The organism is Pseudarthrobacter sp. NIBRBAC000502772, from assembly GCF_006517235.1.
In the GTDB taxonomy this organism is placed as follows: Bacteria; Actinomycetota; Actinomycetes; order Actinomycetales; family Micrococcaceae; genus Arthrobacter.
Window position 1 is genome coordinate 3,188,130 of the sequence record NZ_CP041188.1, and the last position, 25,117, is coordinate 3,213,246.

General features: G+C 66.3%; 28 protein-coding genes and 1 riboswitch. Of the genes, 11 read left to right on the forward strand and 17 right to left on the reverse strand.

Annotation, left to right across the window (positions count from 1 at the left end):
* Positions 1 to 30 precede the first annotated feature (30 nt).
* Both NIBR502772_RS14670 and NIBR502772_RS14675 read right to left on the reverse strand, forming a co-directional pair.
* Positions 31 to 3,519: a DNA polymerase III subunit alpha gene (locus tag NIBR502772_RS14670; RefSeq protein WP_141140756.1), complete on the reverse strand. Its 3,489-nt coding sequence runs from the start codon at positions 3,517 to 3,519 to the stop codon at positions 31 to 33.
* A complete protein-coding gene (locus NIBR502772_RS14675) occupies positions 3,516 to 3,851 on the reverse strand; it encodes a DUF6504 family protein (RefSeq protein ID WP_104060764.1) in 336 nt (111 codons plus the stop codon). Before NIBR502772_RS14675 ends, NIBR502772_RS14670 begins: the two co-directional genes overlap by 4 nt.
* A gap of 154 nt (positions 3,852 to 4,005) precedes the next feature.
* Between NIBR502772_RS14675 and NIBR502772_RS14680 the strand changes: the two genes are divergently transcribed.
* Positions 4,006 to 4,395 (forward strand): hypothetical protein, encoded by a 390-nt coding sequence (locus NIBR502772_RS14680; protein ID WP_056340376.1) that lies wholly within the window; start codon positions 4,006 to 4,008, stop codon positions 4,393 to 4,395.
* Positions 4,396 to 4,450: 55 nt separating this feature from the next.
* Here the strand turns inward: NIBR502772_RS14680 and NIBR502772_RS14685 are convergent, their stop codons facing one another.
* A complete protein-coding gene (locus NIBR502772_RS14685; RefSeq protein ID WP_141140757.1) occupies positions 4,451 to 4,771 on the reverse strand; it encodes a chorismate mutase in 321 nt (106 codons plus the stop codon).
* Positions 4,772 to 4,790: 19 nt separating this feature from the next.
* Between NIBR502772_RS14685 and NIBR502772_RS14690 the strand changes: the two genes are divergently transcribed.
* The gene (locus NIBR502772_RS14690; protein ID WP_058932327.1) at positions 4,791 to 5,213 is read left to right on the forward strand and encodes a VOC family protein; all 423 of its coding nucleotides are present in this window, start codon (positions 4,791 to 4,793) and stop codon (positions 5,211 to 5,213) included.
* A gap of 25 nt (positions 5,214 to 5,238) precedes the next feature.
* Here the strand turns inward: NIBR502772_RS14690 and NIBR502772_RS14695 are convergent, their stop codons facing one another.
* Positions 5,239 to 5,970, reverse strand: a complete 732-nt coding sequence (locus NIBR502772_RS14695; RefSeq protein ID WP_246848809.1) for an SOS response-associated peptidase — start codon at positions 5,968 to 5,970, stop codon at positions 5,239 to 5,241.
* A 147-nt stretch (positions 5,971 to 6,117) separates the two neighbouring features.
* Between NIBR502772_RS14695 and NIBR502772_RS14700 the strand changes: the two genes are divergently transcribed.
* The 3 genes from NIBR502772_RS14700 (at position 6,118) to NIBR502772_RS14710 (ending at position 8,182) form a co-directional block, all read left to right on the forward strand.
* The gene (locus NIBR502772_RS14700; RefSeq protein ID WP_056340387.1) at positions 6,118 to 6,375 is read left to right on the forward strand and encodes a mycoredoxin; all 258 of its coding nucleotides are present in this window, start codon (positions 6,118 to 6,120) and stop codon (positions 6,373 to 6,375) included.
* An 83-nt stretch (positions 6,376 to 6,458) separates the two neighbouring features.
* Entirely contained in the window at positions 6,459 to 7,544 is a 1,086-nt protein-coding gene (locus NIBR502772_RS14705) for an S-(hydroxymethyl)mycothiol dehydrogenase (protein WP_141140759.1), read from the forward strand.
* On the forward strand, positions 7,541 to 8,182 hold the full coding sequence (locus NIBR502772_RS14710) for an MBL fold metallo-hydrolase (RefSeq protein ID WP_141140760.1): 642 nt from the start codon (positions 7,541 to 7,543) through the stop codon (positions 8,180 to 8,182). Before NIBR502772_RS14705 ends, NIBR502772_RS14710 begins: the two co-directional genes overlap by 4 nt.
* A 50-nt stretch (positions 8,183 to 8,232) precedes the next feature.
* Here the strand turns inward: NIBR502772_RS14710 and NIBR502772_RS14715 are convergent, their stop codons facing one another.
* A complete protein-coding gene (locus NIBR502772_RS14715) occupies positions 8,233 to 9,024 on the reverse strand; it encodes a biotin/lipoate A/B protein ligase family protein (RefSeq protein ID WP_371706679.1) in 792 nt (263 codons plus the stop codon).
* On the opposite strand from NIBR502772_RS14715, the gene NIBR502772_RS14720 reads away from it, so the two are divergent.
* The 3 genes from NIBR502772_RS14720 to NIBR502772_RS14730 all read left to right on the forward strand — a co-directional run bounded on the left by NIBR502772_RS14720 (position 9,017) and on the right by NIBR502772_RS14730 (position 11,922).
* Positions 9,017 to 9,406 (forward strand): DUF2177 family protein, encoded by a 390-nt coding sequence (locus NIBR502772_RS14720; protein ID WP_141140761.1) that lies wholly within the window; start codon positions 9,017 to 9,019, stop codon positions 9,404 to 9,406. The genes NIBR502772_RS14715 and NIBR502772_RS14720 overlap by 8 nt on opposite strands.
* 93 nt (positions 9,407 to 9,499) lie before the next feature.
* A complete protein-coding gene (locus NIBR502772_RS14725) occupies positions 9,500 to 10,204 on the forward strand; it encodes an endonuclease/exonuclease/phosphatase family protein (RefSeq protein ID WP_104060881.1) in 705 nt (234 codons plus the stop codon).
* A 107-nt stretch (positions 10,205 to 10,311) separates the two neighbouring features.
* On the forward strand, positions 10,312 to 11,922 hold the full coding sequence (locus NIBR502772_RS14730) for a SulP family inorganic anion transporter (RefSeq protein ID WP_246848536.1): 1,611 nt from the start codon (positions 10,312 to 10,314) through the stop codon (positions 11,920 to 11,922).
* Positions 11,923 to 11,973: 51 nt separating this feature from the next.
* Here the strand turns inward: NIBR502772_RS14730 and NIBR502772_RS14735 are convergent, their stop codons facing one another.
* The 7 genes from NIBR502772_RS14735 to NIBR502772_RS14765 form a co-directional block, all read right to left on the reverse strand.
* Positions 11,974 to 12,777: a thioesterase family protein gene (locus tag NIBR502772_RS14735; protein WP_141140763.1), complete on the reverse strand. Its 804-nt coding sequence runs from the start codon at positions 12,775 to 12,777 to the stop codon at positions 11,974 to 11,976.
* A 30-nt stretch (positions 12,778 to 12,807) separates the two neighbouring features.
* The gene (locus NIBR502772_RS14740) at positions 12,808 to 13,320 is read right to left on the reverse strand and encodes a DedA family protein (protein ID WP_141140764.1); all 513 of its coding nucleotides are present in this window, start codon (positions 13,318 to 13,320) and stop codon (positions 12,808 to 12,810) included.
* A gap of 3 nt (positions 13,321 to 13,323) precedes the next feature.
* Positions 13,324 to 13,992 (reverse strand): heme oxygenase (biliverdin-producing), encoded by a 669-nt coding sequence (locus tag NIBR502772_RS14745; RefSeq protein WP_141140765.1) that lies wholly within the window; start codon positions 13,990 to 13,992, stop codon positions 13,324 to 13,326.
* Positions 13,993 to 14,054: 62 nt separating this feature from the next.
* Complete coding sequence (locus NIBR502772_RS14750; RefSeq protein WP_141140766.1) at positions 14,055 to 14,579, reverse strand: NUDIX domain-containing protein; 525 nt, start codon at positions 14,577 to 14,579, stop codon at positions 14,055 to 14,057.
* A gap of 54 nt (positions 14,580 to 14,633) precedes the next feature.
* On the reverse strand, positions 14,634 to 14,834 hold the full coding sequence (locus NIBR502772_RS14755; RefSeq protein WP_141140767.1) for a DUF1918 domain-containing protein: 201 nt from the start codon (positions 14,832 to 14,834) through the stop codon (positions 14,634 to 14,636).
* A 53-nt stretch (positions 14,835 to 14,887) separates the two neighbouring features.
* Positions 14,888 to 15,448 carry a DNA alkylation repair protein gene (locus NIBR502772_RS14760; protein WP_246848537.1) on the reverse strand — a complete coding sequence of 187 codons (561 nt, stop codon included), beginning with the start codon at positions 15,446 to 15,448 and terminating at the stop codon, positions 14,888 to 14,890.
* A gap of 69 nt (positions 15,449 to 15,517) precedes the next feature.
* On the reverse strand, positions 15,518 to 15,880 hold the full coding sequence (locus NIBR502772_RS14765) for a TraR/DksA C4-type zinc finger protein (protein ID WP_141140768.1): 363 nt from the start codon (positions 15,878 to 15,880) through the stop codon (positions 15,518 to 15,520).
* A 139-nt stretch (positions 15,881 to 16,019) separates the two neighbouring features.
* Between NIBR502772_RS14765 and NIBR502772_RS14770 the strand changes: the two genes are divergently transcribed.
* The gene (locus NIBR502772_RS14770) at positions 16,020 to 16,400 is read left to right on the forward strand and encodes a cupin domain-containing protein (protein WP_141140769.1); all 381 of its coding nucleotides are present in this window, start codon (positions 16,020 to 16,022) and stop codon (positions 16,398 to 16,400) included.
* Positions 16,401 to 16,422: 22 nt separating this feature from the next.
* Here NIBR502772_RS14770 and NIBR502772_RS14775 read toward each other — a convergent pair whose 3' ends face one another.
* Positions 16,423 to 17,694 carry a lytic transglycosylase domain-containing protein gene (locus NIBR502772_RS14775; protein WP_246848538.1) on the reverse strand — a complete coding sequence of 424 codons (1,272 nt, stop codon included), beginning with the start codon at positions 17,692 to 17,694 and terminating at the stop codon, positions 16,423 to 16,425.
* Between the two features lie 233 nt (positions 17,695 to 17,927).
* Positions 17,928 to 18,099, forward strand: a riboswitch (cyclic di-AMP (ydaO/yuaA leader).
* A 3-nt stretch (positions 18,100 to 18,102) separates the two neighbouring features.
* Between NIBR502772_RS14775 and NIBR502772_RS14780 the strand changes: the two genes are divergently transcribed.
* On the forward strand, positions 18,103 to 18,954 hold the full coding sequence (locus tag NIBR502772_RS14780) for a LysM peptidoglycan-binding domain-containing protein (RefSeq protein WP_141140771.1): 852 nt from the start codon (positions 18,103 to 18,105) through the stop codon (positions 18,952 to 18,954).
* A 69-nt stretch (positions 18,955 to 19,023) separates the two neighbouring features.
* On the opposite strand, the gene NIBR502772_RS14785 is transcribed toward NIBR502772_RS14780, so the two are convergent.
* From NIBR502772_RS14785 to NIBR502772_RS14795, 3 genes are all read right to left on the reverse strand, one after another.
* Positions 19,024 to 20,487: a YdiU family protein gene (locus tag NIBR502772_RS14785; protein WP_141140772.1), complete on the reverse strand. Its 1,464-nt coding sequence runs from the start codon at positions 20,485 to 20,487 to the stop codon at positions 19,024 to 19,026.
* A 56-nt stretch (positions 20,488 to 20,543) separates the two neighbouring features.
* Entirely contained in the window at positions 20,544 to 21,521 is a 978-nt protein-coding gene (locus NIBR502772_RS14790; RefSeq protein WP_141140773.1) for a dienelactone hydrolase family protein, read from the reverse strand.
* Positions 21,522 to 21,595: 74 nt separating this feature from the next.
* On the reverse strand, positions 21,596 to 22,492 hold the full coding sequence (locus NIBR502772_RS14795; protein WP_141140774.1) for a ribonuclease Z: 897 nt from the start codon (positions 22,490 to 22,492) through the stop codon (positions 21,596 to 21,598).
* 380 nt (positions 22,493 to 22,872) lie between these two features.
* Here NIBR502772_RS14795 and NIBR502772_RS14800 point away from each other — a divergent pair, with 380 nt between their 5' ends.
* Positions 22,873 to 23,145, forward strand: a complete 273-nt coding sequence (locus NIBR502772_RS14800) for a hypothetical protein (RefSeq protein ID WP_141140775.1) — start codon at positions 22,873 to 22,875, stop codon at positions 23,143 to 23,145.
* 16 nt (positions 23,146 to 23,161) lie between these two features.
* Here the strand turns inward: NIBR502772_RS14800 and ribA are convergent, their stop codons facing one another.
* Complete coding sequence (gene ribA, locus NIBR502772_RS22970; RefSeq protein WP_141140776.1) at positions 23,162 to 25,036, reverse strand: GTP cyclohydrolase II RibA; 1,875 nt, start codon at positions 25,034 to 25,036, stop codon at positions 23,162 to 23,164.
* Positions 25,037 to 25,117 lie beyond the last annotated feature (81 nt).

A 25,117-nucleotide genomic window follows, 5' to 3' on the forward strand; every position in this document is an offset into this window, starting at 1 on the left:
GGGAGGCCGACCAACGGGACCCGCGGCCGCTCAGCCGCCCATTCCGGTAATCGCCAGGCTTCGGCTGATCCCGTCCAAAGGATGCGGCACATCGGTGCTCTCCACCCGATCCGCCGCGAACGGCAGGGATTCCACCCGGCTCAGGTCCCAGGCCATGCTGGCGCTCAGGCTGATTCCCCGGGGACCTGTCCGCCGGGTGGTGCCCCGGATCAGCAGCAGCCTGGTGCCGAACAGCAGCAGCCCCGCCTGTTCCTGGGCTTCATGGAAGAACACGGAGTCGACGCAGCCGGTGCCGTCGTCGATGCTGATGAACACCACCCGCCGGCCGCCGCGCATGGGCGGTGTCTGGGTGGCGATGCGCACCCCGGCCACCAGCACCTCGGTGCCGTTGCGCAGGCTCAACAGTTTGTCTGCAGTGGTGACCCCCAGCCGGTCCAGCATGGGCCGGTGGCTGTCCATCAGGTGCCCGCTGACATCAATGGCCATCAGGTCCAGTTCTGCCCGGACGTTTTCCACCAGGGTGGGCGCGGGAAGCCCGGGCTTGACGTTCCGCAGCTCCACATCCCCCAGCGGCAGGGACAGCTGCCCGTCCATGATGTCGAGGCCCTTCCGGGTACCGCCCGCGGCCTGGAGCTGCTGCAGGTGCTGGACGAGGTCCGCGCGGTTGGCGGCGCCTCCCGATTCACGGTGCAGGGAGTCAAAGGCACCCAGCTGGGCGAGCCTTTTGATGCTTGGCTTGCTCAGCCTGGACCGGGCACGGAGGTCAGCCAGGGAGTCGTAGGGCTGGCCGGCGACAATCCGCTTGAGCTCGGTCCCGGACAGGCCGTAGATGCCGTTAAGGCTCAGCCGGATCCCCAGCTTGCCGGCGTCCGGCCCGTCCGTCACCCGTTCCACCCGGTACTCGGCATGGCTGCGGTTGATGTCCAGCGGCAGGATGGGGATGCCCAGCCTGCGGGCCTCGGCAACCAGCAGCCGTTTGGGGTACATGCCGGGATCGTGTTCCCACAGCCCGGCCAGGAAAGCCTCGGGGTGGTGCGTCTTGAGCCAGGCGGACTGGTAGGTGGGAACGGCAAATGCCGCACCGTGCGCCTTGCAGAAGCCGAAGCTGCCAAAGGCTTTCAGGGTCCCCCAGACCTTGTCCACCACTTCCGGGGTGTACCCCTTGATCCGGGCTTCCCTGCGGAAGAACTCTTCCACTTTCAGCTCGTGGACCTCGTTGCCGAGCGCCCGGCGGAACTCATCCGCGCGCGCCAGGCCGCAGCCGGTCATCACGTGGAAGGTTTTCAGGATCTGTTCATGGAAGACAGTGACGCCATGGGTTTCCTGCAGCACGGGTTTCAGGTCGGGGTGCGGGTAGACCTCCGGTGCGAAGCCGTGCCGGTGCTCCAGGAAGGGCCGCACCATGTCCGATTTCATGGGGCCGGGCCGGAACAGCGAAATGTCGATGATGAGGTCATTGAACTCACGCGGCGCCAGCTTGCCGATCAGTTCACGCTGGCCGGGTGACTCGATCTGGAAGCAGCCCAGGGTGTGGGTGCTGCGGATCAGTTCGTAGGTTGGTTCATCATCCAGCGGCACGGCGTTGAGGTCGATGTGGCCGTTCTCGGCGATGTAGTCCGGCCCGGTCCCGTCAGGACCTGCAGGGTGGGCCCCTGCCGCCACCACTTCCGCTTTGGAAGGATGGATCCGGATGACTTCCCGGACGGCAAACGCCATGGCGCTCTGCATCCTGACCCCCAGGACATCAAGCTTGAGCATGCCCATGGGATCCATGTCGTGTTTATCGAACTGGCTCATGGGCAGCCCCAGCCCGCTGGGCTGCACCGGGGTCCGGTCAAGCAGCGTGGCATCGCCCAGGATCACCCCGCAAGGATGCATGGAGATATGGCGGGGCAGCCGGTCCAGCCGTTCCGTGAGGTCCACCAGCAGGTCAAGCTGCTGGTTTTCGGCGAAGTCCCGTTGTTCCACCCGGCCGGCGAACTCCCGCAGCTCAGGTTTCTCAACCAGTGCCTCACGGAATTTCCGGGCCGAAAAACGCCACAGCTGCTTGGCGATCTCACCGACGTCGTCATCGTCCATCCCCAGGGCCATCCCGGCGTCGCGGACTGCACCGCGTGCGCGGTACCCGTTCTGCATGCTCATCAGCGTGACGCGCTCGGAACCGAAGCGGTCAAAGATCCGTCGGTACACGTTGTGCCGTTCGGCGCTTTCGACGTCGATGTCGATGTCCGGCAGCGTGGCCCGGTCCCGGGACAGGAAGCGTTCGAAGATCAGGTCGTGTTGCAGGGGGTCCACCTGGCTGACATCAATCAGGTAGTTGACCAGGCTGGAGGCCCCGGAACCACGGGCGGCTGCCCTGACCCCCATGTCCATGATCATCCGGGAGACCTCCGCGACCGTGAGGAAATAGGAGGAAAACCCGAGGTTCCTGATGATTCCCAGCTCGTGCTCCAGCCGCGAGCGCATGTCCTTGTGGGCTGAGCCTGATATTCCGGGGAACCGCCTGCTGATCCCGGCCTCACAGCGCTGCACCAGTTCATCGTGCGGGTCCTGGCTGATGCCTATGACCGATGCCTCGGGGACCACCGGCTGCTTCCAGCCCATGTCAGTCACCGGGTCAATCCGGCAGAAGTCGGCGAGCGCCTCGGTCTGTGCCATCAGCTGTTTGAGGTCCGCTGCGCCATACCCTGCGGCGCGGATGATTTCCTTGCCGAGCTGAAGCATCTGGGCTGAGGATTTGAGCCAGGCCTGCCCGTTGGGCTGGAGCAGCGGTTCGGCCGCGAGTTCGGGGAGTGACTTCAGCGTCCGGGCGGAGTCGAGCACGTCAGCTGTGGCGGCGCCGTCCTCTGCGCAGTAGCGGACGGCGTTGGTGAGCACGGCCGGTACGTGGTGTTCTTCCGCGAGTTTGAGCATTCGTACTGCGTGGGCGGTGCTCAGGGGCGCTCCGGGGGCAGTGAGCTGGGAAACGACTTCCGCCACCAGGGTTCTTGGGGGCATGGCGTCCAGCCAGCTTTTGAAAAGGGTGCGCGGACGGAGGTAGCGGCGGCCGCTCATGGCCCGTCCGACGTCGGAATCCGGGCCGATCAGGACCGTCAGGACCGGTTTCAGGGTTTTGGGGTCGAGCGTGCGGGAGGCGAGTTCGGCGCGGGTGACCGCCACGGGCACCGCTCCCCCGGCTTTGCCGGAGGTGCGGGCATGGGCATCGGACACCAGCCGGCACAGTGCGCGGTAGCCCGCCCCGTTGTTGTGGCCGCGGGCGAGTACCACTACCCTGCCGGCGAGCTGGGTGCGGTGGTCGCCGTCGTCGTCGAAAACCGCAAGGTCCACCCCCACGATGGGGTCGATGCCGGCTTCCATGCAGGCTTTGAGGTGTTTGATGGTGCCGTAGAGGCCGTCCCGGTCCGTGCAGGCGAGCGCGGTTGCGCCGTCCGCGGCGGCAACCTGGGCCAGTTCGTCGGGCCAGGCAACGCCATAGTGTGCGCTGAAGGCCGTGGAAACGTGAAGGTGGGAGAAGCTCATGCTGTTTGTGGCCGGAGGGCGTCGTGGATCCGCAGGAGCCTCCAGCGGCCGCTGCCGGTATGCCGGCTCAGGTCCAGGGTGAGCGGCTCTCCTGCATCCCGGGGGCCGGCACCCCGCGGGTCCGCCTGCACTTGGACGCGCCAGATTTCGTGGTCCACCAGCCCCGGCCCGCTGCCGAGCGGCGCACGGCGTTCCTCGGCCCACCACTGCCGGCGTTCATACCACCGGACGGGCTCGGCGCACACCGTGTAGTGCCGTCCGGCCCACTGGAGGTTCAGCGGCTGGCCGGCGGGGGTGCAGACAACGTCCACGGACTCGCTGAACATACCCATGGGCGCCTCCCGGAACTGAACGGAGCTGATGCAAAATGCTGATGCAAAAGCAAGGTATTCGAATACATGTTCGAATACCTTGAGTCTACGACGACGCTCCGACAAAACCTAGACAGGGGTGGACGGACGGGCAGCAGGGAGGCAGGATTGTGGCATGAGCACCAATGACGCACTCCTCAAGCACGTAAGCATCAAGGCCCAGGACGAAAAGCTCGTGGCAACCTTTGATATCGACGGCAACATACCGGGGGCAGGTGCGTACGTAGTGGGACTGGTGGCGGCGAGCCCTGATTACTCATCGCAAAGACGCTTGGGCATTGAGTTCATGAACGGGGAGGCCATTGCCTTCTACTCGTTCAGCCATGACCAGAGCGCCGAGGAAAACTATGATCTTGGCGGCGTGACGCACTCGGGCAGCACCATCACCGGCAACTTCCCCGTCGCGGCCGTCCATGGCCTGGGCAAGGGCCACATCATGTCGGCCTTCAGCGAGGCTGACGGCAGGGAGTTCCAGTCGGGCGTCGCCGTCGACGAAGCGCTCTAGGGAACACCGGGGCAGGTGCTGCCGGAAGCGTGTCCGGACAGCACCTGCGGCAGCGTCAGCTGCTTTCTCTGTGGACCTTCATTTCGAGTTTGATGAACCCCGAGATCATGGCCCGGTAAGTTGATTCCACAATGTCCGGATCAATGTCCTTCTTTTCCGCGGCGGCCCGGACATGCTCGATCACTCGTTCCACCCGGCCGGGGGCGCGGACTTCAGCGTCGTCCCCCTTCAGTGTTCCGGCGATCCGGATCAGGCGTTCACGCCGCGCAATGAGGGTGACAATCTGCTCGTCAACTTCGTCTACCGCAATCCGAACAGCAGCGAGCTGTTCTTTGTCGGCCAAAGCGTCCCTATCGTTTCCTTGAATTGTTGCCATCTTCTGACAGTATCGAAGCATGCAGCCCAGAGTCGACTTCATCTCACTAGGCGTTCGCAGTGTTGACGCCTCCCGCCGGTTCTACGCGGAGGGCCTCGGTTGGCCTGTCCACCGCGAGTTTCCCGGTGATGTGGTGTTCATCCAGGTCAACCATGGCCTCATCCTTTCCCTGTGGGACGCCGCGCAGATGCACGCCGAGGCGGGGGTAGGTGTCCCCGGCCCGGTCCCCTGCATCACGCTCAGCCACAACCTGCCCAGCACCGAGGCGGTGGACCGGGTCATGGCGGAAGCGGCATCGGCCGGGGCCACTATCGTCGCCGCGCCGGTCACCCAGCCCTGGGGCGGGTACAGCGGCTATTTCGCCGATCCGGACGGCTTCCGCTGGGAAGTTGCCTACAACCCCACGTGGACAGTGGACGACGCCGGCAAGGTCACCGTTTAGGGGCATGTCCCGCCCGAGTGCCGGTTTAGAACAAGGCTTCCACCGGCCGGATCAGTTCCGGGGAGTTGTTGCGTACGTTGCCTACCTCGGTGCCAACGGAATCCACGTGCCAGTCGGCCGCGACGTCCTTCACATGGGCGCGGACCAGGTCCACCAGAAAGGCGGCGTCGTCGATCTGCGGGTCGATCCACGACGCCATGGTGGCCCGGTCCATGGGCAGCGGCACGCGGTCGTGCAGGGCGGTGAGCTTGCCGAAAATTGTGGACTCGGCACCGGGCGGCGGGGTGTCCGCCGTCAGGATGGATGTGGAGAGCATCCACCGCCCGGGATCACCCTCGGCCTTGGACGGATCCTTCCACCACTCATACAGGCCCGCGAACACCAGCCCGCTGCCTTTGCCTGGATGGACGTAGTAGGGCTGCTTGGCTTTGCCGGTGCCCTGCTTCCATTCGTAGTACCCGTCCGCCGGGACAGCGCAACGACGTGACTTCACGGCCTTGCGGAAGGCCGGCTTCTCCAGCACCGTCTCGCTCCGCGCGTTGATCATCTTGGGGCCGATACCAGGATCCTTCGCCCAGGACGGCACCAGGCCCCAGCGGGCAACATGCAGCTGCCGCACAGGGCCGTCGTCGATCAGCCGTTCCAGGACGATCGGCACGGGGTCGGTCGGTGCCACGTTCCATGACGGCGGAAGGTGCACTTCCTCCTCCAGCTGGGCATCAAAGTCGGCCAGCAAGTCACCCACGGCCCGTGCCATCACATAGCGTCCACACATGGCTCCAGCATGCCATCAGCGTTATGTACTGTCATCCGGCACCGCATCCGCCGGGCTGGCTCAGGGAATAGCCCGCCTCGGGTTACCGTTGACGGGAACGAACCCCCTCAACGATTTCAGGAGAGCTCCGTGGACTTTACCCCCGAGAACGGCACCATCACCATGTTTTCCACCACCTGGTGCGGCTACTGCAACCGGCTGAAGAAGCAGCTGGACGCGCAGGGCATCGGCTACACGGAAATCAACATCGAAGAAGTGGAGGGCACAGCCGACCTCGTGGAGAAGCTCAACGGCGGCAACCGCACCGTCCCCACCGTGCTCTTCCCGGACGGCACCGCCGCCACCAACCCTTCCGCTGCCGAGGTAAAGAGCCGCCTCGCAGCCTGACCACGCCAGCTCGTGTGGTAGACAGAACGGGACCAACATCCGTGTTGGTCCCGTTCTGTCTATCTGCATTGAGGGAGCCTTTCGTGGTCCATAAAGTCAAAGGTGTCGTAGCCCGCTCCAAAGGGGCCCCGGTCACTCTGGAGACCATCCTGGTCCCGGAACCGGGCCCGGGCGAGGCTCTGGTGGACATCCTCACCAGCGGCGTCTGCCACACCGACCTGCACTACAAACTGGGCAGCATCAGCGATGACTTCCCCTTCCTCCTGGGCCATGAGGCCACCGGAGTGGTCAGCGCCGTGGGCCCGGACGTCACGAACGTCGCCCCGGGCGACCGCGTGGTGCTGAACTGGCGGGCCGTCTGCGGCAACTGCCGTGCGTGCAACCGCGGCCAGGCACAGTACTGCTTCAACACCCACAACGCCACCCAGAAGATGACGCTCGAGGACGGCACCGAACTCTCCGCCGCCCTGGGCATCGGCGCATTCATCGAAAAGACCCTCGTTGCCGCCGGCCAGTGCACCAAGGTGGATCCCGACGCCGATGCTGCCGCCATCGGCCTGCTCGGCTGCGGCGTCATGGCCGGACTGGGCGCCGCCATCAACACCGGGGGCGTCAAGCGCGGTGATACGGTCGCCGTCATCGGCTGCGGCGGTGTGGGCGTGGCCGCCATCGCCGGCGCCGCGCTCGCCGGCGCAACCACCATCATCGCCGTCGACATCGACGCGAAAAAGCTGGACCGTGCCAAGGGCCTCGGCGCCACCCACACCGTGGACTCCTCCGCAACGGACCCTGTCGAGAAAATCCGGGAACTCACCGGCGGCTTCGGCGCTGACGTGGTGATTGACGCCGTCGGGCGCCCCGAAACGTACAAGCAGGCGTTCTACGCCCGCGACCTCGCCGGCACCGTGGTGCTGGTGGGCGTCCCGACGCCGGAGATGACCCTGGAGCTGCCCCTGTTGGACGTCTTCGGCCGCGGCGGCTCGCTGAAGTCCTCCTGGTACGGCGACTGCCTGCCGTCCCGGGACTTCCCCATGCTGATCAGCCTCTACAAGCAGGGCAAGCTGGACCTGGATGCCTTCGTGACCGAGCGGATCACCATCGACCAGGTGGAGGAAGCGTTCGAGAAGATGCACTCCGGTTCCGTGCTGCGTTCGGTGGTGGAACTGTGAGCGTCCGGATCGATCGTCTCGTCACGTCCGGAACGTTCTCGCTCGACGGCGGTACCTGGGATGTGGACAACAACGTCTGGATCGTGGGCAACGAGGAGGAATGCGTGGTGATCGACCCCGCGCACGATGCCAAGGCCGTAGCCGCGGCCGTCGGTGGCCGGAAGCTCAAGGCGATCCTGCTGACCCACGGCCACGACGACCACATCCGTTCAGTAGCTGACTTCTGGGACCTCGTCCAGGCACCGATCCACCTCCACCGGGAAGACTGGATGCTTTGGCGGAACGTCTACCCGGATGTGGAACCCGACGTCGCCATCAAGCACGGCGACGTCATTGAAGTGGCGGGGGTCAGCCTGACGGCCCTGCACACCCCCGGTCACTCGCCCGGCTCGGTGTCCTTCCACCTAGCTGACGGACCCGACGGCGAGGGCTCGCTCTTCAGCGGCGACACCCTGTTCCAGGGCGGCCCCGGCGCCACGGGCAGGTCCTACAGCGACTTCCCCACCATCATCGAGTCGATCCGGACGTGGCTGCTGCCGCTCCCGGCCGAAACGGTGGTCCGGACCGGCCACGGCGCCAGCACCACCATCGGGGCCGAAGCCCCGCACCTGGACGAATGGATCGCCCGGGGCCACTAAAGGGGCCCCGGCCGGCCTGAAACCGGGCCAGCCGGCCCGGCAAGCGCGGGCTACGCCTCCCGAGTATCCAAACCTGCATAGCTGCTGAAGTCGGCATGCTGGAGGGAGGCGTGGCCGGCGTACGCGGCAATAACGGCGTCCTCAACATCCTGGACCGTGAGGCCAGGCACCAGATCGTTGGCCGCGCCGGCGGTGGCCGGGTCCCAATCCAGGCCCAGGGCTGCATAGCTGTCCGTCAGGACGCTGCGGATGGGGGCGGAATTTTCCACCACGATCACGGAACTGAACAGCCACCCGCCGCTCACCACGCGCTGCGCTGTGCCCACGAGCTTGATCCGGTGCGCCGGGTCTGCCGGGTGGGTGCCGTGAACGCTGAACTCCCCAGGGCAGTACTCCCCCGGAATTTCGCCAACCGCTGCCTGCACACCGACGTCCCGCAGGGACTGCGCCAGCAGCTCACCAAAGAAGCTGAACCGGCCCTTGGAACCGGCAATGGCGTCCGCATGGGGCATCACATGGTCCACCACCAGCGTGCCCTCGTGGTAGGCGGCGGCGCGTCCGCCCGCCTTCCGCACCAGGGGTTCAAATCCGTGCTCGCGGCAGGCCCGGGCGGCCGCGTCGAAGCCGGGCAGGCGGGTATCCCGCTGACCGAAGGCAACAGTCGGCGCGGGCCGGTACAGCCGTAGCGTGGGGCCGATCCTGCCGGTCTTCGCCTGGGTCAGCAGTTCGAGGCCGAATTCCAGGTCACGTGCGGCGCCGAGGGAATGATCCTGCCGCACCACGGTGAGCGTCCGGAGTCCCGCTTCGGCGTCCTGCATATTGCTAAGCTCCCTTATGGTCATTTTGCAATTCCTTGTCGTCGCGGCTGCGTTCGCGGTCATCGACGCCGTCTGGCTCAAGCTCATGAACCCGTTCTACCGCAGCCACATCGGTGACCTGCTCGCAGACAAGCCACACTTAGGTTACGCCGTGGCTTTCTATGTCATGTACATAGCGGCGATTGTCTTCTTTGCGCTGCGGCCGGCGCTCGACGGCGGCAGCTGGCTGACCGCCGTCGGCTATGGGGCCGCTCTGGGCGCCTTTGCCTACGCGACGTATGACCTGACGAATGCCGCCACGCTCAAGACGTGGCCGCTGCAGCTCATTGTTGTGGACATCCTGTGGGGTGCCGCCCTGACCGGATTGTCCACCCTCGCCGGCTGGCTGGTGTTCCGCGCCACCTGACATCCAGCGGTGTATTGCTGCACCGTCCCCCATCGGGTGGCTAAACTCAGGAACTGGGTCCACCCGCTACTCCTCAGAAGAGGTATTCCACTGATACGCGTCATTAGCTACAACCTCCGCAAGCACCAGGCCAGTGGGGAACTGGTTGATCTTGCCCAGAACTTCGGCGTCGATGCCCTGTGCCTCCAGGAGTGTGACACCTCGGACTTGCCGGACACGCTGGGTCCGTTGCAGCTCGCCGACTCCACCAAGGGCAACCGCCTTGGGCTGGCCATTTACTACCGGCCTGACCGGTTCACGGCCCACGGCACCAAGACCTTCGCGCTCAAAAAGTCCCTGCACGACATGGTCCTGGCGCCCGCCCATGAGCGCCTCATCGGCACGCGCGTGCGGGACAACGAGACCGATCACGAACTGGTTATCGCCTCGTTCCACGCCGCTCCGCTGACCGCCACCAACTCGCTGCGGCGCAACCAGATCCACGCGGCCCACGCGGAACTCCTGGGTATGGGCACCGGCCTTATGACTCTGATGGTGGGTGACTTCAACTACCCCTTCTTCACCAAGAACCTCAACGAACACATGAAGAACACCGGCTACGAACTCTCCCTCAGCGACCGCAGGACCTACACCCGCTACAAAGTATTCAAGGGCCACTTCGACTTTGCCACGTCCCTGGGACTGAACATCGAGAATGTGGAAACCCTGCCCCGCGGCGCCTCCGACCACCTGCCGATCCTGGTGACCGCCGAATACGGCCAGGATTCGACGCCGTTCCAGGAGCCCCCCGCGTCCTGATTTTCACCAATTTGGAGGCCCGAGTGCCGCACGACTGGATCAAGAAAGCGCTACCGGGCGTCGGTGTAGCTCGTAGTTACAAACGGTCGTGGCTGAAGGCGGACCTGGTGGCCGGTGCCGTCTTGAGTGCAGCCCTGGTGCCGGCAGGGATGGCGTACGCCGAGGCCAGCGGGCTTCCTGCAGTGAACGGGCTGTACGCCTCCGTGGTGCCCATGATCTTCTATGCCGTGTTCGGGCCATCCCGGGTTGTCATTGTGGGGCCGGACTCGGCGCTGGCCCCCATGATCGCGGCCGCCATCCTTCCGCTGGCCGGGCAGGATCCGGAGAAGGCGGTGACCATGGCCGGCGTGCTGGCCATCCTGATCGGCCTTTTCCTGATCGCGGGCAGGGTCCTCAAGTTGGGGTTTGTGACGGGATTGCTGTCCCGGCCCATTCGCGTCGGATACCTGAACGGCATCGCGTTGGCGGTGACCGTCAGTCAGCTTCCGCGGCTGCTGGGGATAGATGTCTCGGCCGATGGCCTCTTTGAGCGCCTCACGTCCCTGGCGGACGCCGTCCTCAGCGGCGGTATCAATCCCGTCGCGCTAGCTGTGGGCGCAGGCAGCCTTGCTGTCATTATTGCCGGGCGCTTTCTTCCGTGGCAGGTGCCCAGCGTGTTGTTTGCCGTGGCAGGTTCCATCGCCGTTGTGGCCGCCCTGGGCCTGGCCGGACAGCTGCCCATGGTGGGCGCACTGCCGCAAGGGCTCCCGGCGCCCGCGCTGGGCGGCATCGGCATGGACGAGGTCCTGTCGCTCGTGGGCCCTGCAGCAGGCATCGCGCTGATTGCTTTTGCGGACACCTCCACCTTGTCCAAGAGCCTCGCAGCGCGCCGCGGAGCGAGGGTCAACGGCAATGAGGAAATGGGGGCCTTGGGCATCGCCAACGTGGCAACCGGGGTGCTGGGCGGCTTTCCGGTGAGCGGAAGTTCCTCCCGCACCCCGATTGTGCTCGACGCCGGGGCGAAGACGCAGCTCAGCGGTGTGGTGGCAGCCTTGCTCGTGGTCCTTTTTATGGTCGCCGCACCGGGGGTGACGGCTTTCCTTCCCACCGCCACGCTCGCCGCCGTGGTGATCGTGGCGGCGTCTTCGCTGGTTGACGTGCGAACGCTCGTGCGCCTCGTCAGGATGAGCCGGCTGGAGGCCCTCCTCCTGGTGGTTACATTCCTCGGCGTCGCCTTTGTAGGGGTCCTACCGGGAATTGCCGTGGCCATTGGACTGTCCCTTCTGGCCTTTGTCCAGCGCGCCTGGGATCCCTACCGCACTGAGCTGGCCAGCGTGGCGGACGTTCCGGGCTTCCATGACCTGGACCGGCATCCCGAAGGCCGGCGGGTGGAGGGCCTGGTGATTGCCCGTTTCGATGCACCGTTGTTCTTTGCCAACGGGGAAGTGTTCGCCGAGCACATCCACGGCCTGGTGGACGCTGCGCCCTGGCCGGTGAAATGGGTCATTGTGGCAGCCGAGCCGATCACAGGCCTTGATACGACAGCGCTGGATGAGCTCATTCAGCTCGACGATGAACTGGCGCAGGACGGTATCAGCTTGGTCTTCGCAGAAATGAAGGGACCGATCAAGGACCGCCTGATCCGGTTCGGGGCGAGCGCACGGTTCACAGAAGACCATTTCTTCCCCACTCTGCGCAATGCGGTACACAGCTACAAAAGCATTACCGGCGCCGAATAGTCACACAGGTCGGGTAGCCACAGCGGTCCGGTAGTCACGGGCCAAAGGCCATCAGGTCCTGCGCAGCGTCAGGATCTGTTCGGCGCGGCCGAAGGGGCCCTGGAGATCGTGCAGGACGGTGGACGTGAGGCCAATCCCGTCAGTTCCGAAGGAGACGGCGTTGTCCAGGCCCAGCCATTCGCCCCCGGGCCTGCGGTACATGTGGATCTGCAGGTCCAGGTTGGGGAAGGCATAGCTGCCTTTGCCCGGCGGGACCCTGGCCGCGATCCCGTTGGCTGTGTCAACGAGTCCCATCAGGCGGGCCAGGTCGCCGCTGTCGGCTTTGTCTGTCAGGGGGTGCTGGGTGCGGAGCCAGACGATGCCCGCGCCGGGCCGGTGGCCCTCGGCAACGCGCATCTCCAGGGACCGGATGTAGCCGCCTGGCCAGATGGCAGGGCCGTCGAGCGGCTTGCATTCATCCGGCGCCGGAATGCCGGAGTCCTCGACGGCGGCAACCGCGGCAGTGTCGCTGGTGATCATCCGCCACGCGGTGGCGCGGATGGCCACCCGGCCGTTGGCAACCAGTTCTGCCTGCAGGAGCTCGATGGTCCGGCCCGGGCGCAGTGTGGTGGTTTCGATGTGGAACCCGCCACCCGGGATCAGGCCCAGGATCTCGTAGCTCAGCCGGGCCATCCGCATGTCGTCCCGCGGCTCGTGGCGCTCCAGGCTGTCCACCATCAGGCCGGAAGCCGGCGCCATGTGCTGTTCGTGCTCGTTCCAGGCCCCCTGGGCGTGGATGGTGGAGCGGAATCGGCCGCCACCCAGCGCCTGGTAGTAGAAATCGCCGTCGGCCAGTTCCGGGAGTGCAGAAGTCAACATTGACCCTTTCGCTTGTCCTTGTGGGGCTCAGCCAAGCCTATCCGCATTGCCTGCCGCTGCCTGCTCGGCAGCGCTCCCGCGCGACAGGCGCCGCCGTCGTACCAGCAGCCACGCGATGAGTCCGGCCGCCGCGGTGCCCAGCACAACAATTCCCCACGGGGAGCCGGCCGCCAACGCCAGCCAGGCTTCGACGGCGGCGAGCCCGATGGTGGCGTAGATCAGTGCCCAGAGGATGGAACCGGCGACGGCGGCAGGAAGGTAGCGCCTTAACGGCATCTTCGCAGCACCGGCGGCGAGGTTGACGGCAGTCTGCAGGCCGATGGTCAGGAACGACAGCGTCACGGCGAACGATCCCCAGCGGCGGACGAGCTCTTTCGCCTGGCCGGCGCGCCGGCCGTTCCACGAGGAAGCGAACCGTGTGTGCTCAACACCTACTGCCGCTCCCCGGCCGATCCAGTACGTCGCGTTGACGCGCAGCATAACAATGGCGAAAAGGCTGGCCGCCGCCACGCCGAAGGGCAGGTCCCGGAACTGGTCCATGGGTCAGGCCGCAGGCTGCGGACGGGCCCCGACGGCGGATTGCAGGTCCGCGAAAATGTCGCCGTTGAGCCGGAAGGCATGGGCGGCGTGGGTCAGCACTTCCTCGGTCCGGTCCGTGTCCAGCGCCAGGGCGTCCAGCCGGAGACGGTAGCCGTCCTTGTACTGCTTCATCTTCCCGACGCCGGGGAAAAGGTAGAAGTTCAGGCCGTCGTCGGGGATGCCGTAGTGCCGCTGGACGAGGCGGTGGATGATCTGCCCGCCGGACAGGTCCCCCAGCAGCCGGACGTAGTGGTTGGCGAGCATGAACTCGGCGCTGTGGTGTTCGCGGATCAGGGTGGCGTAAGCCGTGGTGGCGGGGACAGTGACGATCCGGCCGTCTGCCAATTGCTCCCGCCAGCCGGTGCCATAGTGGAACGCCATGTCCGCCTCGAGCGCCGCCGTCCGTTCCAGGGCGGGGTCCAGGAACCCTGCCAGCAGCGGATCAGCACCGTACTCGGACCGCGCCACCGACTCCATGGCACCGTACACCGTGTACAGCTGGGCGGTGAGGGCAGCAACGGCGGCTGCGTCCAGCCTGCCCTCGAGCAGGTCGCCCATAAACGGGGACGATTCGGCCTCTTCATGGGCCGCGCTGGTGGACTGTTTGAGCAACACGGAGAGCGGGGCGGTCATGTTCTTCCTCACGCGCAGCAGGGGGTCGGAACACCATTATGGCGCACCGCACTTAGGCAACCCTAATCTCGCCCTTCCAGCATGCGCGTCCGCAGGTCCGGCCACGATTTTGAGAAACCGGGATGGAGCTCTTTCGCGTCCACCTCGTCCAACGGAACCCACTGGAGTTCGAGGCTTTCCGGATCGTTGATTACGGGCTCAAAAGGCGCGGTCACCAGCACTACAACGGTGGTGTAGGACCAGTAGCCGAAGTCCAGCACAGACGTGAAGAGGACGCTCACATCCGCGGCCGGTACCGCGGCTTCCTCGTGCGCCTCGCGGAGGGCCCCGGTGACTGCGTCCTCGCCCTGGTGCAATGCTCCGCCGGGCAGTCCCCAGGTACCACCGTTATGGCTCCACAGCGCGCGGTGCTGCAGGAGAACGCCCTTGCCGGGGTCATAAGCCAGCACGCCGGCGGCACCGAACCTGCCCCAGAACTTGCCGCCGCCGCCCTCCACCCAGGCGTCACCGGGGTCCCGCGGACCGGTGCGGACCGGCGGAATCGTGAGGTTCGCGTCAGGGGACGTGGCAGCCAAGGAGTGATCCATTCCACCAGTCTGACAGGTGCCCGGTGGCCCGGACGCGCGGCCGCCCGCGGCGCGTCAGCCGGCCTGCCCCGCGTGACCGCGTTCGATGGCGAAATCACCGCCCGGGTACATAACGGTTTCGTGTCCGTCGTCGAACCTGACCAGGTAGGGCGGATGACCTTCCTGACCACGGACTTCCACGATCACGCCGTGCCGATCCGAAGATCCGACGGTCCTCCCCCGGACGATAATCCTGTCGCCCTGCGCTGCCTCCATGGCAATCACCTCCAAGCCCCAGAGTACGACTGACGGGGACCGGGGAACAGGGGTCAGTCGCGTTCCGCGTCGCGGTTCCCGGAAATGCGCTGCAGGTCGGGTCCCTGAGACGCGATGAGCCGGGCAGCGTGGCGAAGCGAATCGTCGGGGTCCTGGTGCCAGCGGGCGATGACGACGTCGGCGCGCTGGCGGCCGCTTTCGCCCAGTCCCTGCAGCAACGGAACCACAACGTCGGCAATCAGGGGGGCCACCAGCTCACCGGTCTGCGCGGTTCTGATGAAGCCCTCCAGCCGGGTCAGGTCAGAGTGGCGAAGAAGGGCAACCCGGGACTGCAGCAGCACCACGGCGGCGAGCCGCCTCTCATAGACCGGCCGCCTGCCGGGACCGGGCCGGCCCCAGAGGAGGGATGCCAAAGCGGTCACCTCATCGTGGCCAAGATCCTTGAACTTCCTGCCGGCGTCGCGGACGGTGCCGCGTACGGCTCCCACTGACGATCCGTAGGAACCCAGGACCCCGCCCACCCGGGCCTCCACGTCCTCCGCCCGGTACCAGGCGCCCTCATTCTGCAGGGTGGCATCGATGAAGCCGGCAGCGTCCTGCACACGCCCGTTCACAGCACCCTCCCGGTCGCGGCACTGGAAGTCACGTCACTGGAGTTCACGACATCTGGGTTCACGTCGCCGCTACCGTCCCTGCCGGCCGGCGGCGGCGTGGAGGATGCAGAACGGCGTCGACGGGCGGGCTTCGAGCCGTCCCTCCGCGATGGGGTCCCCGCACACGGCGCACGTGCCGTAGGTGCCCGCCGCAATCCGCGCCAGGGCCGCGTCCACCTGGTCAAGTCCCGCACTGCTCTGCTTCAGGAGCGCCGAGGCCTGCGACAGCTCGAACGCAATGGTGGAACCCTCGGGGTCGTGCTCGTCATCCACGTTGGAATCCTGGCGGGCGGCGTTGGCCGACGAAATGTCCGCACGGAGGGCGGGGAGGAGCGCGAGTTTCCGGGTGCGCTCTTCTTCCAGCAGAACCCGGAACCGTTCAAAATCGGGCATGGGAAAAGCCTAGTGGTTTGGGTCTCGACAAGCGCCGTCGGCGGGAGCATGCTGGCAATCGTAAGCGCCTCAGATGCGGTCTGGCAGCCAGGGACAGACAGCTGATGGACACAGAATCAACAGAGAAAGTCTGCGTGCCATGCCTACCAACGTCGTCACCACACTGGCAGTCAAATCCCACAACACGCCGGATGAGAAGCGCCGCCCGGACAAAACCGAAGTGGACGTAGTCAACCTCGGCGACTACACCGTTGGCCGGTTCACGTTCAGTCCCGGCTGGCGCTGGTCGGACTGCATCAAGCCGGTGGTCCAGACCGAGTCCTGCCAGAACAACCACGTCGGATACTGCGTTTCCGGGGCACTCAACGTCGAGACCACCAACGGCACCCGGATCAGCATCAGCGCCGGCGACTCCTACACCATTCCGCCCGGACATGACGCCTGGGTGGACGGCGACGAAGCCTTCGTCGGCATTGAATTCCTCAGCGCCGCGGTATTCGCCAAGGCACCGGGAACGTGACGCGGCTGCCGTCCCCCGCAGGTCAGTACCAGTTGTTGGCCACGGAATGGTTCCACGCGCCGCACGGTGACCCGTAGCGGTCAGCGATATAGGACAGGCCCCAATTGACCTGGGTCCGGTAGCTCGTGAGCCAGTCGCTGCCGGCGCTGGCATACTTGCTGGCCGGCAGCGACTGGGCGATCCCGTATGCGCCCGAGTACGGGTTGGTGGCGGTGGTCAGCCAGTTCGACTCCTTGGTCCACAGCGACGCCAGGCACGGAAACTGGTCCTGGCCCCAGCCGTAGGCGCCGAGCTGCCCGGCCGCGTAGTTCTTGGCGCCCGCGGGGTCGTTGACAGCGCCTCCCGGAACGGAAGGCACGACGACGGCGGGCGGCGGGACCGGCGTCGGGCTCGGGACTGGAGGCGGGGCGGGCACGCCGGGTAAAGCAGGTGGGGCCGGAACCGGTTTCTGCGCAGCGGCAAGGGCCGCCGCCTTGGCTGCCGCCTCCGCCTGTTGGCGTGCCTGGTCCTGCGCCGCGGCCCGCTTGGCGGCCTGCGCCGTTTCATACGCGGCCAATGCCACCTGGCCCTGCCGGAACTCCCCCTCCACCGCAGCCGTGGTCCCTTTGAGGGAGGCCAGCTGCGCGGTCAGTTCCTGGCCGTGCTCCTGCTGCTCCGCGATCTGCCGGGACATGGCCTGCTGGGCGGATTGGGCGGCGTCGAGCTTGGTTCTGGCCTCGCCGGACAGGCGCTCGCGCTCGGCCCTGGCCGCCTGCTCCTGATCGGCCAGGGCACGGGAAATGCGTTCGGCGCCTGCAGATTTGTTGACCAGGGCCGCAGTCTTATCGCTGACGATCTGGACGATATTCAGGCCGTGGATGCTGTTGTTCTGCACGGCGTCGAGGGCAACGAAGAAACCCATGTTGGTTCCACCGGTCTTGTACGATTGGGCCGCCAGAGCACCGATTTCCTTCTTGTATTGTCCCAGTTCGGCCGCGGCGCGTGCCGTCTGGGCCGTGAGTGCGTCCACAGTGGAAGTGGCGGCCTGAAGTGCCGCTTCGGCCTTGGCGTACTCCGCGGCGGACGTTACGGCCGCATTGCCCAGCGCCTCTGCTTCAGCCTGGAGTCCGCCCAGCAGCCCGTTGATCCTGGTGACTTCTGCCGCTTTGCCGGCCTCGCTTTTCTTGGCGTTCTGCACGTCTTGCCACGAGGGATACCCGCCGGGCGGCGCGTCGTCGTCGGCATGCGAGGGAAGCAGCGCAGCCGACCCCACCAGGGCGACCGCCAGCAGGCCGGCGAGGGCGGGCAGCCGCATTTTTTGAACAATCCGGGACATAGTTGGTGAGCTTACCGGGCATATACGGATTACGGGGCCTGACCTGCAACATCGTTACCGAGGAGGGAGGGAATCCGAGATGAAGCGCGGGTGGATTTCACGCCTACATTCCGTTACCGGAATGTGACATTGCCGATAACTGGAAGTTATGGTCAAACGGTGGCCCGGCTCAAGCCGGGACATTCCCGCCAGTATGCCGAGCCCTGCCGCTGACCGGGATCCAGTCGCTTTCCAGCTGGCAGGGACGGGGGAACCACGTTTCCACGGCTTTTCGAAGCCTTGGGGTTAAGTCGGTATCGCCCCGTCCCGTGCGGCGGCGCTACCGGCCGGGTATCTCCGACCCGAACCCGACAGCTCACCCCGCAGGCATGGGAGAGGCGATCAACCGTGTCCAAGAATTCCGCTGCCGCACGCCTTCGTGCGGTTCCTGCCCGCTCTACCGTCCTCATTGGCCTGGCCACTGCGGCCAAAACACACCCTCTGACGTTTGGCCGGCCGGCCCTGGTGGCTGTTGCTGCATCCGGCCTGCTGTTCAGCATTGGCGTCCCGGCTCAGGCCGGCGTCCACGGCCCGGACAACTCCGGGACTGCCAACACTCAGGTCCAGACCAGTGCGGCGGCAGCGGCTCCGGCCGCTGTTGCTTCGACTTCCGCTGCAGCAGCCCCCGCCGCGGCCAACGTCCACACCGTCGTTTCGGGTGACACGCTGGGCCAGATTTCCGCCGCCAACGGCGTCCCGCTCAACGACGTCCTTGCCGCCAACGGACTCTCGCTGACCAGCATCATCTACCCCGGCGACCAGATCCTGATCCCTGGTGCCGGCTACACCGCACCGGCTCCCGCAGCGTCTCCCGCACCGGCGCCGGCCTCCCCCACCAACACCGGCATAAGGCTGGCCTCAACGTCCGCACCGGCGGCACAGGCTCCGGCCGGCTCGCTCGGCGCGGCCATCCTGGCTTCCGCCAACTCCCAGCTCGGCATCCAGCAGGACTGCACCGCCATGGTGGAGAAGGCGCTGCGCTCGGTGGGTAAAAGCGTGGGTGACCTGGCTCCCGGCCAGTTCTTCCAGTACGGCCCGGTGGTGGGCACACCGGCCGCAGGGGACCTGGTCATCACGGCCGGCCATGTGGGCGTCTACGCCGGCAACGGCCAGGTTGTCAGTGGCGGGGTGGACGGTTACAAAACCGAAGTGCACTCCATCAGCTGGCTCGCCGGAGCGTCCTTCGTCCGCGTAGCGTGATCCGACCATGCTCGACGGCGGCGGGCGGCACCCAGCCCCGCGCCGCCGTCGTCCATCCCTGGTGTTCTCTCAGGTCCCGCAGAAGGTCCGATAGCTCCCGAAGTCTTCAGGGGCGGGGCCGGCGTAGCGTTCCAGCCCGGGGCGCTGCGTGTACGGATCGGCCAGGACGTCCACCAACCGGTTGAATGGGTCCAGGTCGCCGGCGATAGCCGAGTCCAGAGCCTCTTCAACCAGGTGGTTCCTGGGGATGTAGACGGGGTTGACCCGGTCCATCAGGTCCGCGTCCGGCGCCAGGGCCAGCCACCGCGCGGCCCAGGCGTCGAAGGCTTCGGGGTTCGCAAACATGGACCGCGCAGTTTCCGGCGTACCGCGGGCCGCCGAGCCGAGGCTCCGGAAGAAGGAGGTGTAATCCACCTGGCCTTCCTGGAGCAGCGCCAGCACGCCGTCCACCAGGGACGACGCGACGTCGTCGTGCGTGTCCGGGCGCAGCCCAAGCTTGGACTTCATGCCTGCTGACCAGGCAGCGCTGTACAGGGCGCGGAAGCCGCCGAGGGATTCAACGGCGAGCGCCACGGCCTGGTCCTGGTCTTCATGGAGCAGGGGCAGGAGTGCTTCAGCGAGCCGGGTGAGGTTCCATTCGGCGATGACCGGCTGGTTGGCGTAGGCGTAGCGTCCGTCCGCGTCGATGGAGCTGTAGACCGCGCCGGGGTTGAAGGCGTCCATAAAAGCGCAGGGACCGTAGTCGATGGTCTCGCCGGAGATGGCCATGTTGTCGGTGTTCATCACGCCATGGACGAAGCCCACCAGCATCCATTGCGCCACCAGGGACGCCTGCGCGGCTATGACCGCCTCGAAGAACGCGAGATAGGGCTTGTCGGCGAGCGCCGCGTCCGGGTAATGGCGGCTGATGGCATGATCCGCCAGACGGCGCAGAAGGTCCGTCTCGCCGTTGACGCGGGCGAACTGGAAGCTGCCGACCCGCAGGTGGCTGCTGGCCACCCGGGTGAGCACGGCCCCGGGCAGCATGGTTTCGCGGCGGACGGGCCGGCCCGTGGCCACCACGGCGAGGGACCTCGTGGTGGGGATGGCCATGGCGTGCATGGCTTGGCTGACGATGTACTCGCGCAGCATGGGACCGACGACGGCGAGACCGTCACCCGCGCGGGCGAACGGTGTCCGGCCGGAGCCCTTGAGGTGGATGTCCCGAAGCTGCCCGTGGATGTCCGTGACCTCCCCCAGCAGGAGGGCCCGCCCGTCGCCGAGCAGGGGTGAGTAGCCGCCGAACTGGTGGCCGGCATAGGCCTGGGCCACGGGTGTGGCACCGTCAGGAATCTGGTTGCCGATGAGCAGCCGCGTCCCCTCGGGCGTCCGCAGCCAGGACGGGTCGAAGCCCAGCTCGGTGGCCAACGGCTCGTTCAGGACCAGCAGCTGCGGGTCAGGTGCTTCCTCCGCCTGCCAGGGAACCGCCAGCTCCCCGAGTTCGCGGGCGAAACGCCCGCCGAAGGTGAGCGTTAGTGGGATTGCGGTGCTCATGCTTCAAGACTACCCGTGGCAGGACAGCCCAGACCGCGGCGGATCAGACGTGCTGCTCAGACGTGCTGTCCGAACCAGGCGAGGGTGTCGTTCCAGGCAGCCGTGGCTTGGGTTTCGTTGTAGCGCTCGCCGGTGTCGTTGTGGAAGGCATGGTCGACGCCGGGGTAGACGGTGATCTGGTGGCGGACCCCGGCAGCCACCAAGGCGTCACGAAGGGCGGGCATCGCGCCGGTGATCCGCTGGTCGCGTTCGGCATACACACCGAACGCCGCAGCCTTGATGGCCGGCACCTTGTTCAGGTCCGGCGCCGGCCCATAGAACGCGGCGGTGGCCTTCAGTCCGGCCAGCTCGGTTACCGCCTGCCACGTGATGCCGCCGCCGAAACAATACCCGTTCATGGCGATGCGTCCGGAGTCCACGAAGTCCTGGGCCTGAAGGTAGTCAAAGGCGGCGGCGAAGTCAGCAACATGGCGCTGTGCCCCGGCTCGGGTCAGTGCACCCGACACGGCGTCAGAGTCAAGGCCGGCTGTGCCGCCTTCCCTGCTGAGCAGGTCAAGGGCCAGCGCCGCGTACCCGGCTTTGGCAAAGCGGCGGGCAACGTCCTGGATGTGCGGGGTCAGGCCGCGGTTTTCGTGGCAGACCAGCACCGCAGGGCCGGCTGCACCGGATTCGGGCCGGGCGAGGTACCCACTGATCTCGGTTCCGTCGGCCGGGAACCGCACGGTCGCCGTCGTCAGCCCTCCGGCGCCCTCCGGGACGGAGAGCGGGCTCTTGGCCCCCGGCACAGCACCGGCAGAAGCAGTGCCGGGGCCCGCCGTCGACGATGACGGCGTGGGTGTGGGCATGGGGTCGGTGCTGCGTGGGACTTCCTCGGGTGTGCATCCGACGAGCAGCATCGCGCCCGATGCCGCCGCCATGCTTCCCATGATGAATGCGACCCGGCGGGTAAACGTGCGGTGCGTCATTGCGCCGGCGCGGTAGTCGTCGAAGAATTCCTCGATCAGATACCTTTCAAACTTTCCAAGCTGGAGCATGATTGGCCTCCTCGAGTGAGGCTCATATCCTTCTCCGAAGCCGGCCTTCGTGCAAGGGTCAGCGAGTTCCGGCCTCACCGGGGGCTACCGCGCCGATTGGGGAAGGCGATCCGGTCCAGGTCATTGGCTGCCATAACCGTCGAGCTGCCAGCCCGGACCCGGGCCTGCTCCTCGAGCGCAGTAACGTCGTCGCCGTACCGCGAGGAGAAGTGCGTAAGGACCAGCGTGCCGACGGCGGCGCTGGCCGCCAACTCCCCCGCCTGCCCGGCGGTCAGGTGACGGTACTGCTTGGCGAGCTCGCCGTCGTCGGTACTGAACGTTGACTCTGCCACCAGCAGATCCACGCCGTCTGCGAGTTCCTCGGCACCCGCACAGGGCGCCGTGTCCATCACGAACGCGAAGCTCTGGCCCGGCCGGGGAACGCTCACATCGTCCAGGCGGACACCGTCCAGAACTCCGTCACGCTGCAGGCGCCCCACGTCCGAGCCAGAGATCCCGGCCGCGGCGAGCTTGTCCGGCACGAGACTGCGGCCATCAGGTTCCTGCAGCCGGTAGCCGTACGTTTCGATGCGGTGCTTCAGCGGCTGTACCTCCAGGCCGGGCGCGACGGCCCCGGCGCCACCGTGCGGGCAGAGCCTCAGGTCAAGTCCGGGGGTGCTGACGGACACCAGCGCGCGGACAACTTCCTCTCCCGACGCCGGGTAGTGCAGGTGGACTGGATGGGTCACGCCGTCCAAAGCCATCCGGGAAAGCACGCCCGGCAACCCGAAGCAATGGTCGCCGTGCACATGGGTGAGGCAGATGCGCGTGATCTGAGTGGCCGGGATCCCGGCGTGGAGCATCTGGCGTTGCGTTCCTTCGCCGGGATCAAAAAGCAGGCCCTCGCCATCCCACCGCAGCAGGTAGCCGTTATGGTTGCGGGTCCGGGTGGGGACCTGGGAGGCAGTGCCGAGGACGACAAACTCACGCATGGAACTGAGTGTCCCACTGCGGGTTGCCTGCATCCAGCCGCCCCTACTCCAAGCCGTCCCGGACTGCTACATCGGCACGGCCAAGGCGACTGACAGCTGGGTTCAGCCTGTCGCCACGGAAGGACGCACCATGCTCCCTGACACTTCTCGGCCCGTCATCCAGGCAACGCTGCCTGTGGTCGGTGAACATATTGAAGAGATTGCCAAACGGTTCTACAAACACATCTTCGACGCCAGGCCGGACCTGCTCGATGGCCTGTTCAACCGGGGAAAACAGGCTGACGGGCGCCAGCAACAGGCGCTGGCCGGATCAATCGCCGCTCTCGCCACCTACCTAGTGGAAAAACCGGATCAGCTGCCCGATCATCTGGTGTCCAGAGTTGCCCACAAGCACGTCCGTCGTCACTTTCGTTGTGGAACGGACCGACGAACGGGACGTGAAGCCGTCCCTGCCCGGGCAGTACGTGACTCTCAAGATGGCCATGAAGGACGGCGTACACCAGCCACGGCAGTACAGCGTGACGCGGGCCGATGACGGGCAGCACCGGCACTTGCAGGCAGTGAGGAGTGACCTCATCGCCAAAGGGGTTCCGGCCAAAGACATCCAGTACGAAGTGTTTGGCCCGGACCTCTGGCTCGCCGATCTCCAGTAAGTTGTATCCGCGCCATCTAGAACTGCTCCGCCGGGATGGAAAACCCGAGGTCCAGGAGTCCGCGGCCTGCCTGTTCCAGGATCGGATCCATGGTCAGGGAGGCGTGGTTGAGCAGTACATTGACATCGCGTTGGATCCGCTGGAGTGGGTGCGTCAGCCGGTGAACACTCCCTCCGGAGCCCGTCAGGATGAGGCGGACAGCCTCGGCGGATGCCCCGCCACTGAGACCGAGGGAAAGCCGGTACTGTGCCCGCTCCCCATCCGTGAAAGCGACCGGCCGCCGGCCGTAGGAAGCGGCCACCAGCCGGACAGCTTCCTGCCAGTGCAGCCGCGCAGTCGCCACCTGCCCGAAGGCCTGCGAGAACCGGGCCTGCGCGAGCGGCGAATCCACCTGCCGCGCCTGCGTTGTCTGCTTGACCTTGCGCACCATCATCAGGTCCCGGAACACCTCGATGGCGTGCTCAGCGGCCCCCAAAGCAGCTGCCGGGGCAACCATGTTCAGGAACGTGGCCATGGGGATGTGGATGTTCGGATCCGGATGGATGCGGCTGCCGGGGTTGTCCGCGGCGGCCAGGAGGTTCCACTCCAGAGCGCGGTGCGCGGGGACAAAGAGATTCTCCGTCCGGAGATCGTTGCTTCCTGTCCCCCGCAGGCCGGCCGTGTGCCAGACGTCCAGGAGGTCAAGATCGGACACCGGGACCAGGCACTGTAGGCGGATCTCGCCGTGCTGCACAGCCAGGAGCGCCCACTCAGAATGCATGACACCGGAGGCGAAGCTCCAGCGGCCCGAGATAATGAACCCGCCGGGAGCCCTCTCTGCTTTACCTGGAGGGGCGCCGGTGGCGGCAGCCAATGGGGCCGGCCCGTTGGCGAAGACTTCGTCCTGGGCTTCCCGTGGCCAGCGGGCCAGCATCCAGACATGTTCCACCAGGTGCCCGACGCTCCAGGCCGTGGAGACACATCCCCGGGCAAGGCGCCGAACCACCTCCACGTAGGTTTCCAGCCCCATGCCGAAGCCGCCCACGGCCTTAGGCGCGAGCATCTGAAATACGCCCGCCGCCTTCAGTTCAGCCATGGTGGCGTCCGGAATACGGCGGATCTCCTCGGTTTCAGATGCGCGTTCCCGCAGCCGGGGAACGAGGGCATCCACCCGGGCTAGCAGCTCATCGTGCGTCGGAACGGCCACAGCCGCCGCGGTCGGCATCACGGCCGGGAGCACCTCTTCGGGAAGCTCAATGGTGTGCGCTGTATGGCTGCGCTTCGCGGCCAGGTAGCGGTGGTTCGCCTCCGAGAGGTGCACGCCGGTGGGGACCTGCTCCGAGACGTCAACGCCGAGGGCCGTCAGCTGCCCTACTTTGTCCGGGTTGTTGGTGAGGAGGCGGATCCGGCCGGCGCCAAGCGCTCCGAGCATCTGGGCGGCGGCGCTGTAGTCCCGCTCGTCCTCGCCGCGCCCCAGGGCAACGTTGGCTTCGTAGGTATCCAAGCCGGTGTCCTGCAGGGCATAGGCGTCGAGCTTGGAGTACAGGCCGATGCCGCGCCCTTCCTGCCGGAGGTACAGCAGGAAGCCCCCGACGGCGGCAATCTCCTCGACTGCCTCGCGCAGCTGGGGTCCGCAGTCGCAGCGCTCGCTGCCGAACACGTCGCCGGTGAGGCACTCGCTGTGCAGTCGGACCAGCGGGGCCGCACCTTCCGGGCCCTGGTCCAGGAGCGTCTGCTCCCATTCGCCGAGCGCGAGCAGCAGGTGCTCCTTACCGTCGGCCAGCCCATGGAAAGTCATGATCTCGGCTGTGGCCGCGAAGCCATCAGGGAAGCGCAGCGGGACGGTGACCTGGCTGCGGACGGCGGCCGGTTGTTCGAATGGCCGCGCGACGGTCTCGGACATGACGGTCATCTGGGCTCCTCAGGAAGTCTGAAAGTACTTGAATGTTGAAGTAAACAGTACTGGTCATTAGTTCACGACGCAAGTGATTTC

Bases quoted from the DNA above. Each gene is read 5' to 3' on its own strand.
- NIBR502772_RS14770 (WP_141140769.1), top strand. From the start codon at position 16,020: ATGCCTACCAACGTCGTCACCACACTGGCAGTCAAATCCCACAACACG.
- NIBR502772_RS14740 (WP_141140764.1), bottom strand. From the start codon at position 13,320: ATGGACCAGTTCCGGGACCTGCCCTTCGGCGTGGCGGCGGCCAGCCTT.
- NIBR502772_RS14680 (WP_056340376.1), top strand. From the start codon at position 4,006: ATGAGCACCAATGACGCACTCCTCAAGCACGTAAGCATCAAGGCCCAG.
- NIBR502772_RS14750 (WP_141140766.1), bottom strand. From the start codon at position 14,579: ATGGATCACTCCTTGGCTGCCACGTCCCCTGACGCGAACCTCACGATT.
- NIBR502772_RS14695 (WP_246848809.1), bottom strand. From the start codon at position 5,970: ATGGCACGGGCCGTGGGTGACTTGCTGGCCGACTTTGATGCCCAGCTG.
- NIBR502772_RS14785 (WP_141140772.1), bottom strand. From the start codon at position 20,487: ATGAGCACCGCAATCCCACTAACGCTCACCTTCGGCGGGCGTTTCGCC.
- NIBR502772_RS14775 (WP_246848538.1), bottom strand. From the start codon at position 17,694: ATGCGGCTGCCCGCCCTCGCCGGCCTGCTGGCGGTCGCCCTGGTGGGG.
- NIBR502772_RS14795 (WP_141140774.1), bottom strand. From the start codon at position 22,492: ATGCGTGAGTTTGTCGTCCTCGGCACTGCCTCCCAGGTCCCCACCCGG.
- NIBR502772_RS14685 (WP_141140757.1), bottom strand. From the start codon at position 4,771: ATGGCAACAATTCAAGGAAACGATAGGGACGCTTTGGCCGACAAAGAA.
- NIBR502772_RS14720 (WP_141140761.1), top strand. From the start codon at position 9,017: ATGGTCATTTTGCAATTCCTTGTCGTCGCGGCTGCGTTCGCGGTCATC.
- NIBR502772_RS14690 (WP_058932327.1), top strand. From the start codon at position 4,791: ATGCAGCCCAGAGTCGACTTCATCTCACTAGGCGTTCGCAGTGTTGAC.
- NIBR502772_RS14745 (WP_141140765.1), bottom strand. From the start codon at position 13,992: ATGACCGCCCCGCTCTCCGTGTTGCTCAAACAGTCCACCAGCGCGGCC.
- NIBR502772_RS14790 (WP_141140773.1), bottom strand. From the start codon at position 21,521: ATGCTCCAGCTTGGAAAGTTTGAAAGGTATCTGATCGAGGAATTCTTC.
- NIBR502772_RS14755 (WP_141140767.1), bottom strand. From the start codon at position 14,834: ATGGAGGCAGCGCAGGGCGACAGGATTATCGTCCGGGGGAGGACCGTC.
- NIBR502772_RS14670 (WP_141140756.1), bottom strand. From the start codon at position 3,519: ATGAGCTTCTCCCACCTTCACGTTTCCACGGCCTTCAGCGCACACTAT.
- NIBR502772_RS14675 (WP_104060764.1), bottom strand. From the start codon at position 3,851: ATGGGTATGTTCAGCGAGTCCGTGGACGTTGTCTGCACCCCCGCCGGC.
- NIBR502772_RS14715 (WP_371706679.1), bottom strand. From the start codon at position 9,024: ATGACCATAAGGGAGCTTAGCAATATGCAGGACGCCGAAGCGGGACTC.
- NIBR502772_RS14765 (WP_141140768.1), bottom strand. From the start codon at position 15,880: ATGCCCGATTTTGAACGGTTCCGGGTTCTGCTGGAAGAAGAGCGCACC.
- ribA (WP_141140776.1), bottom strand. From the start codon at position 25,036: ATGACCGTCATGTCCGAGACCGTCGCGCGGCCATTCGAACAACCGGCC.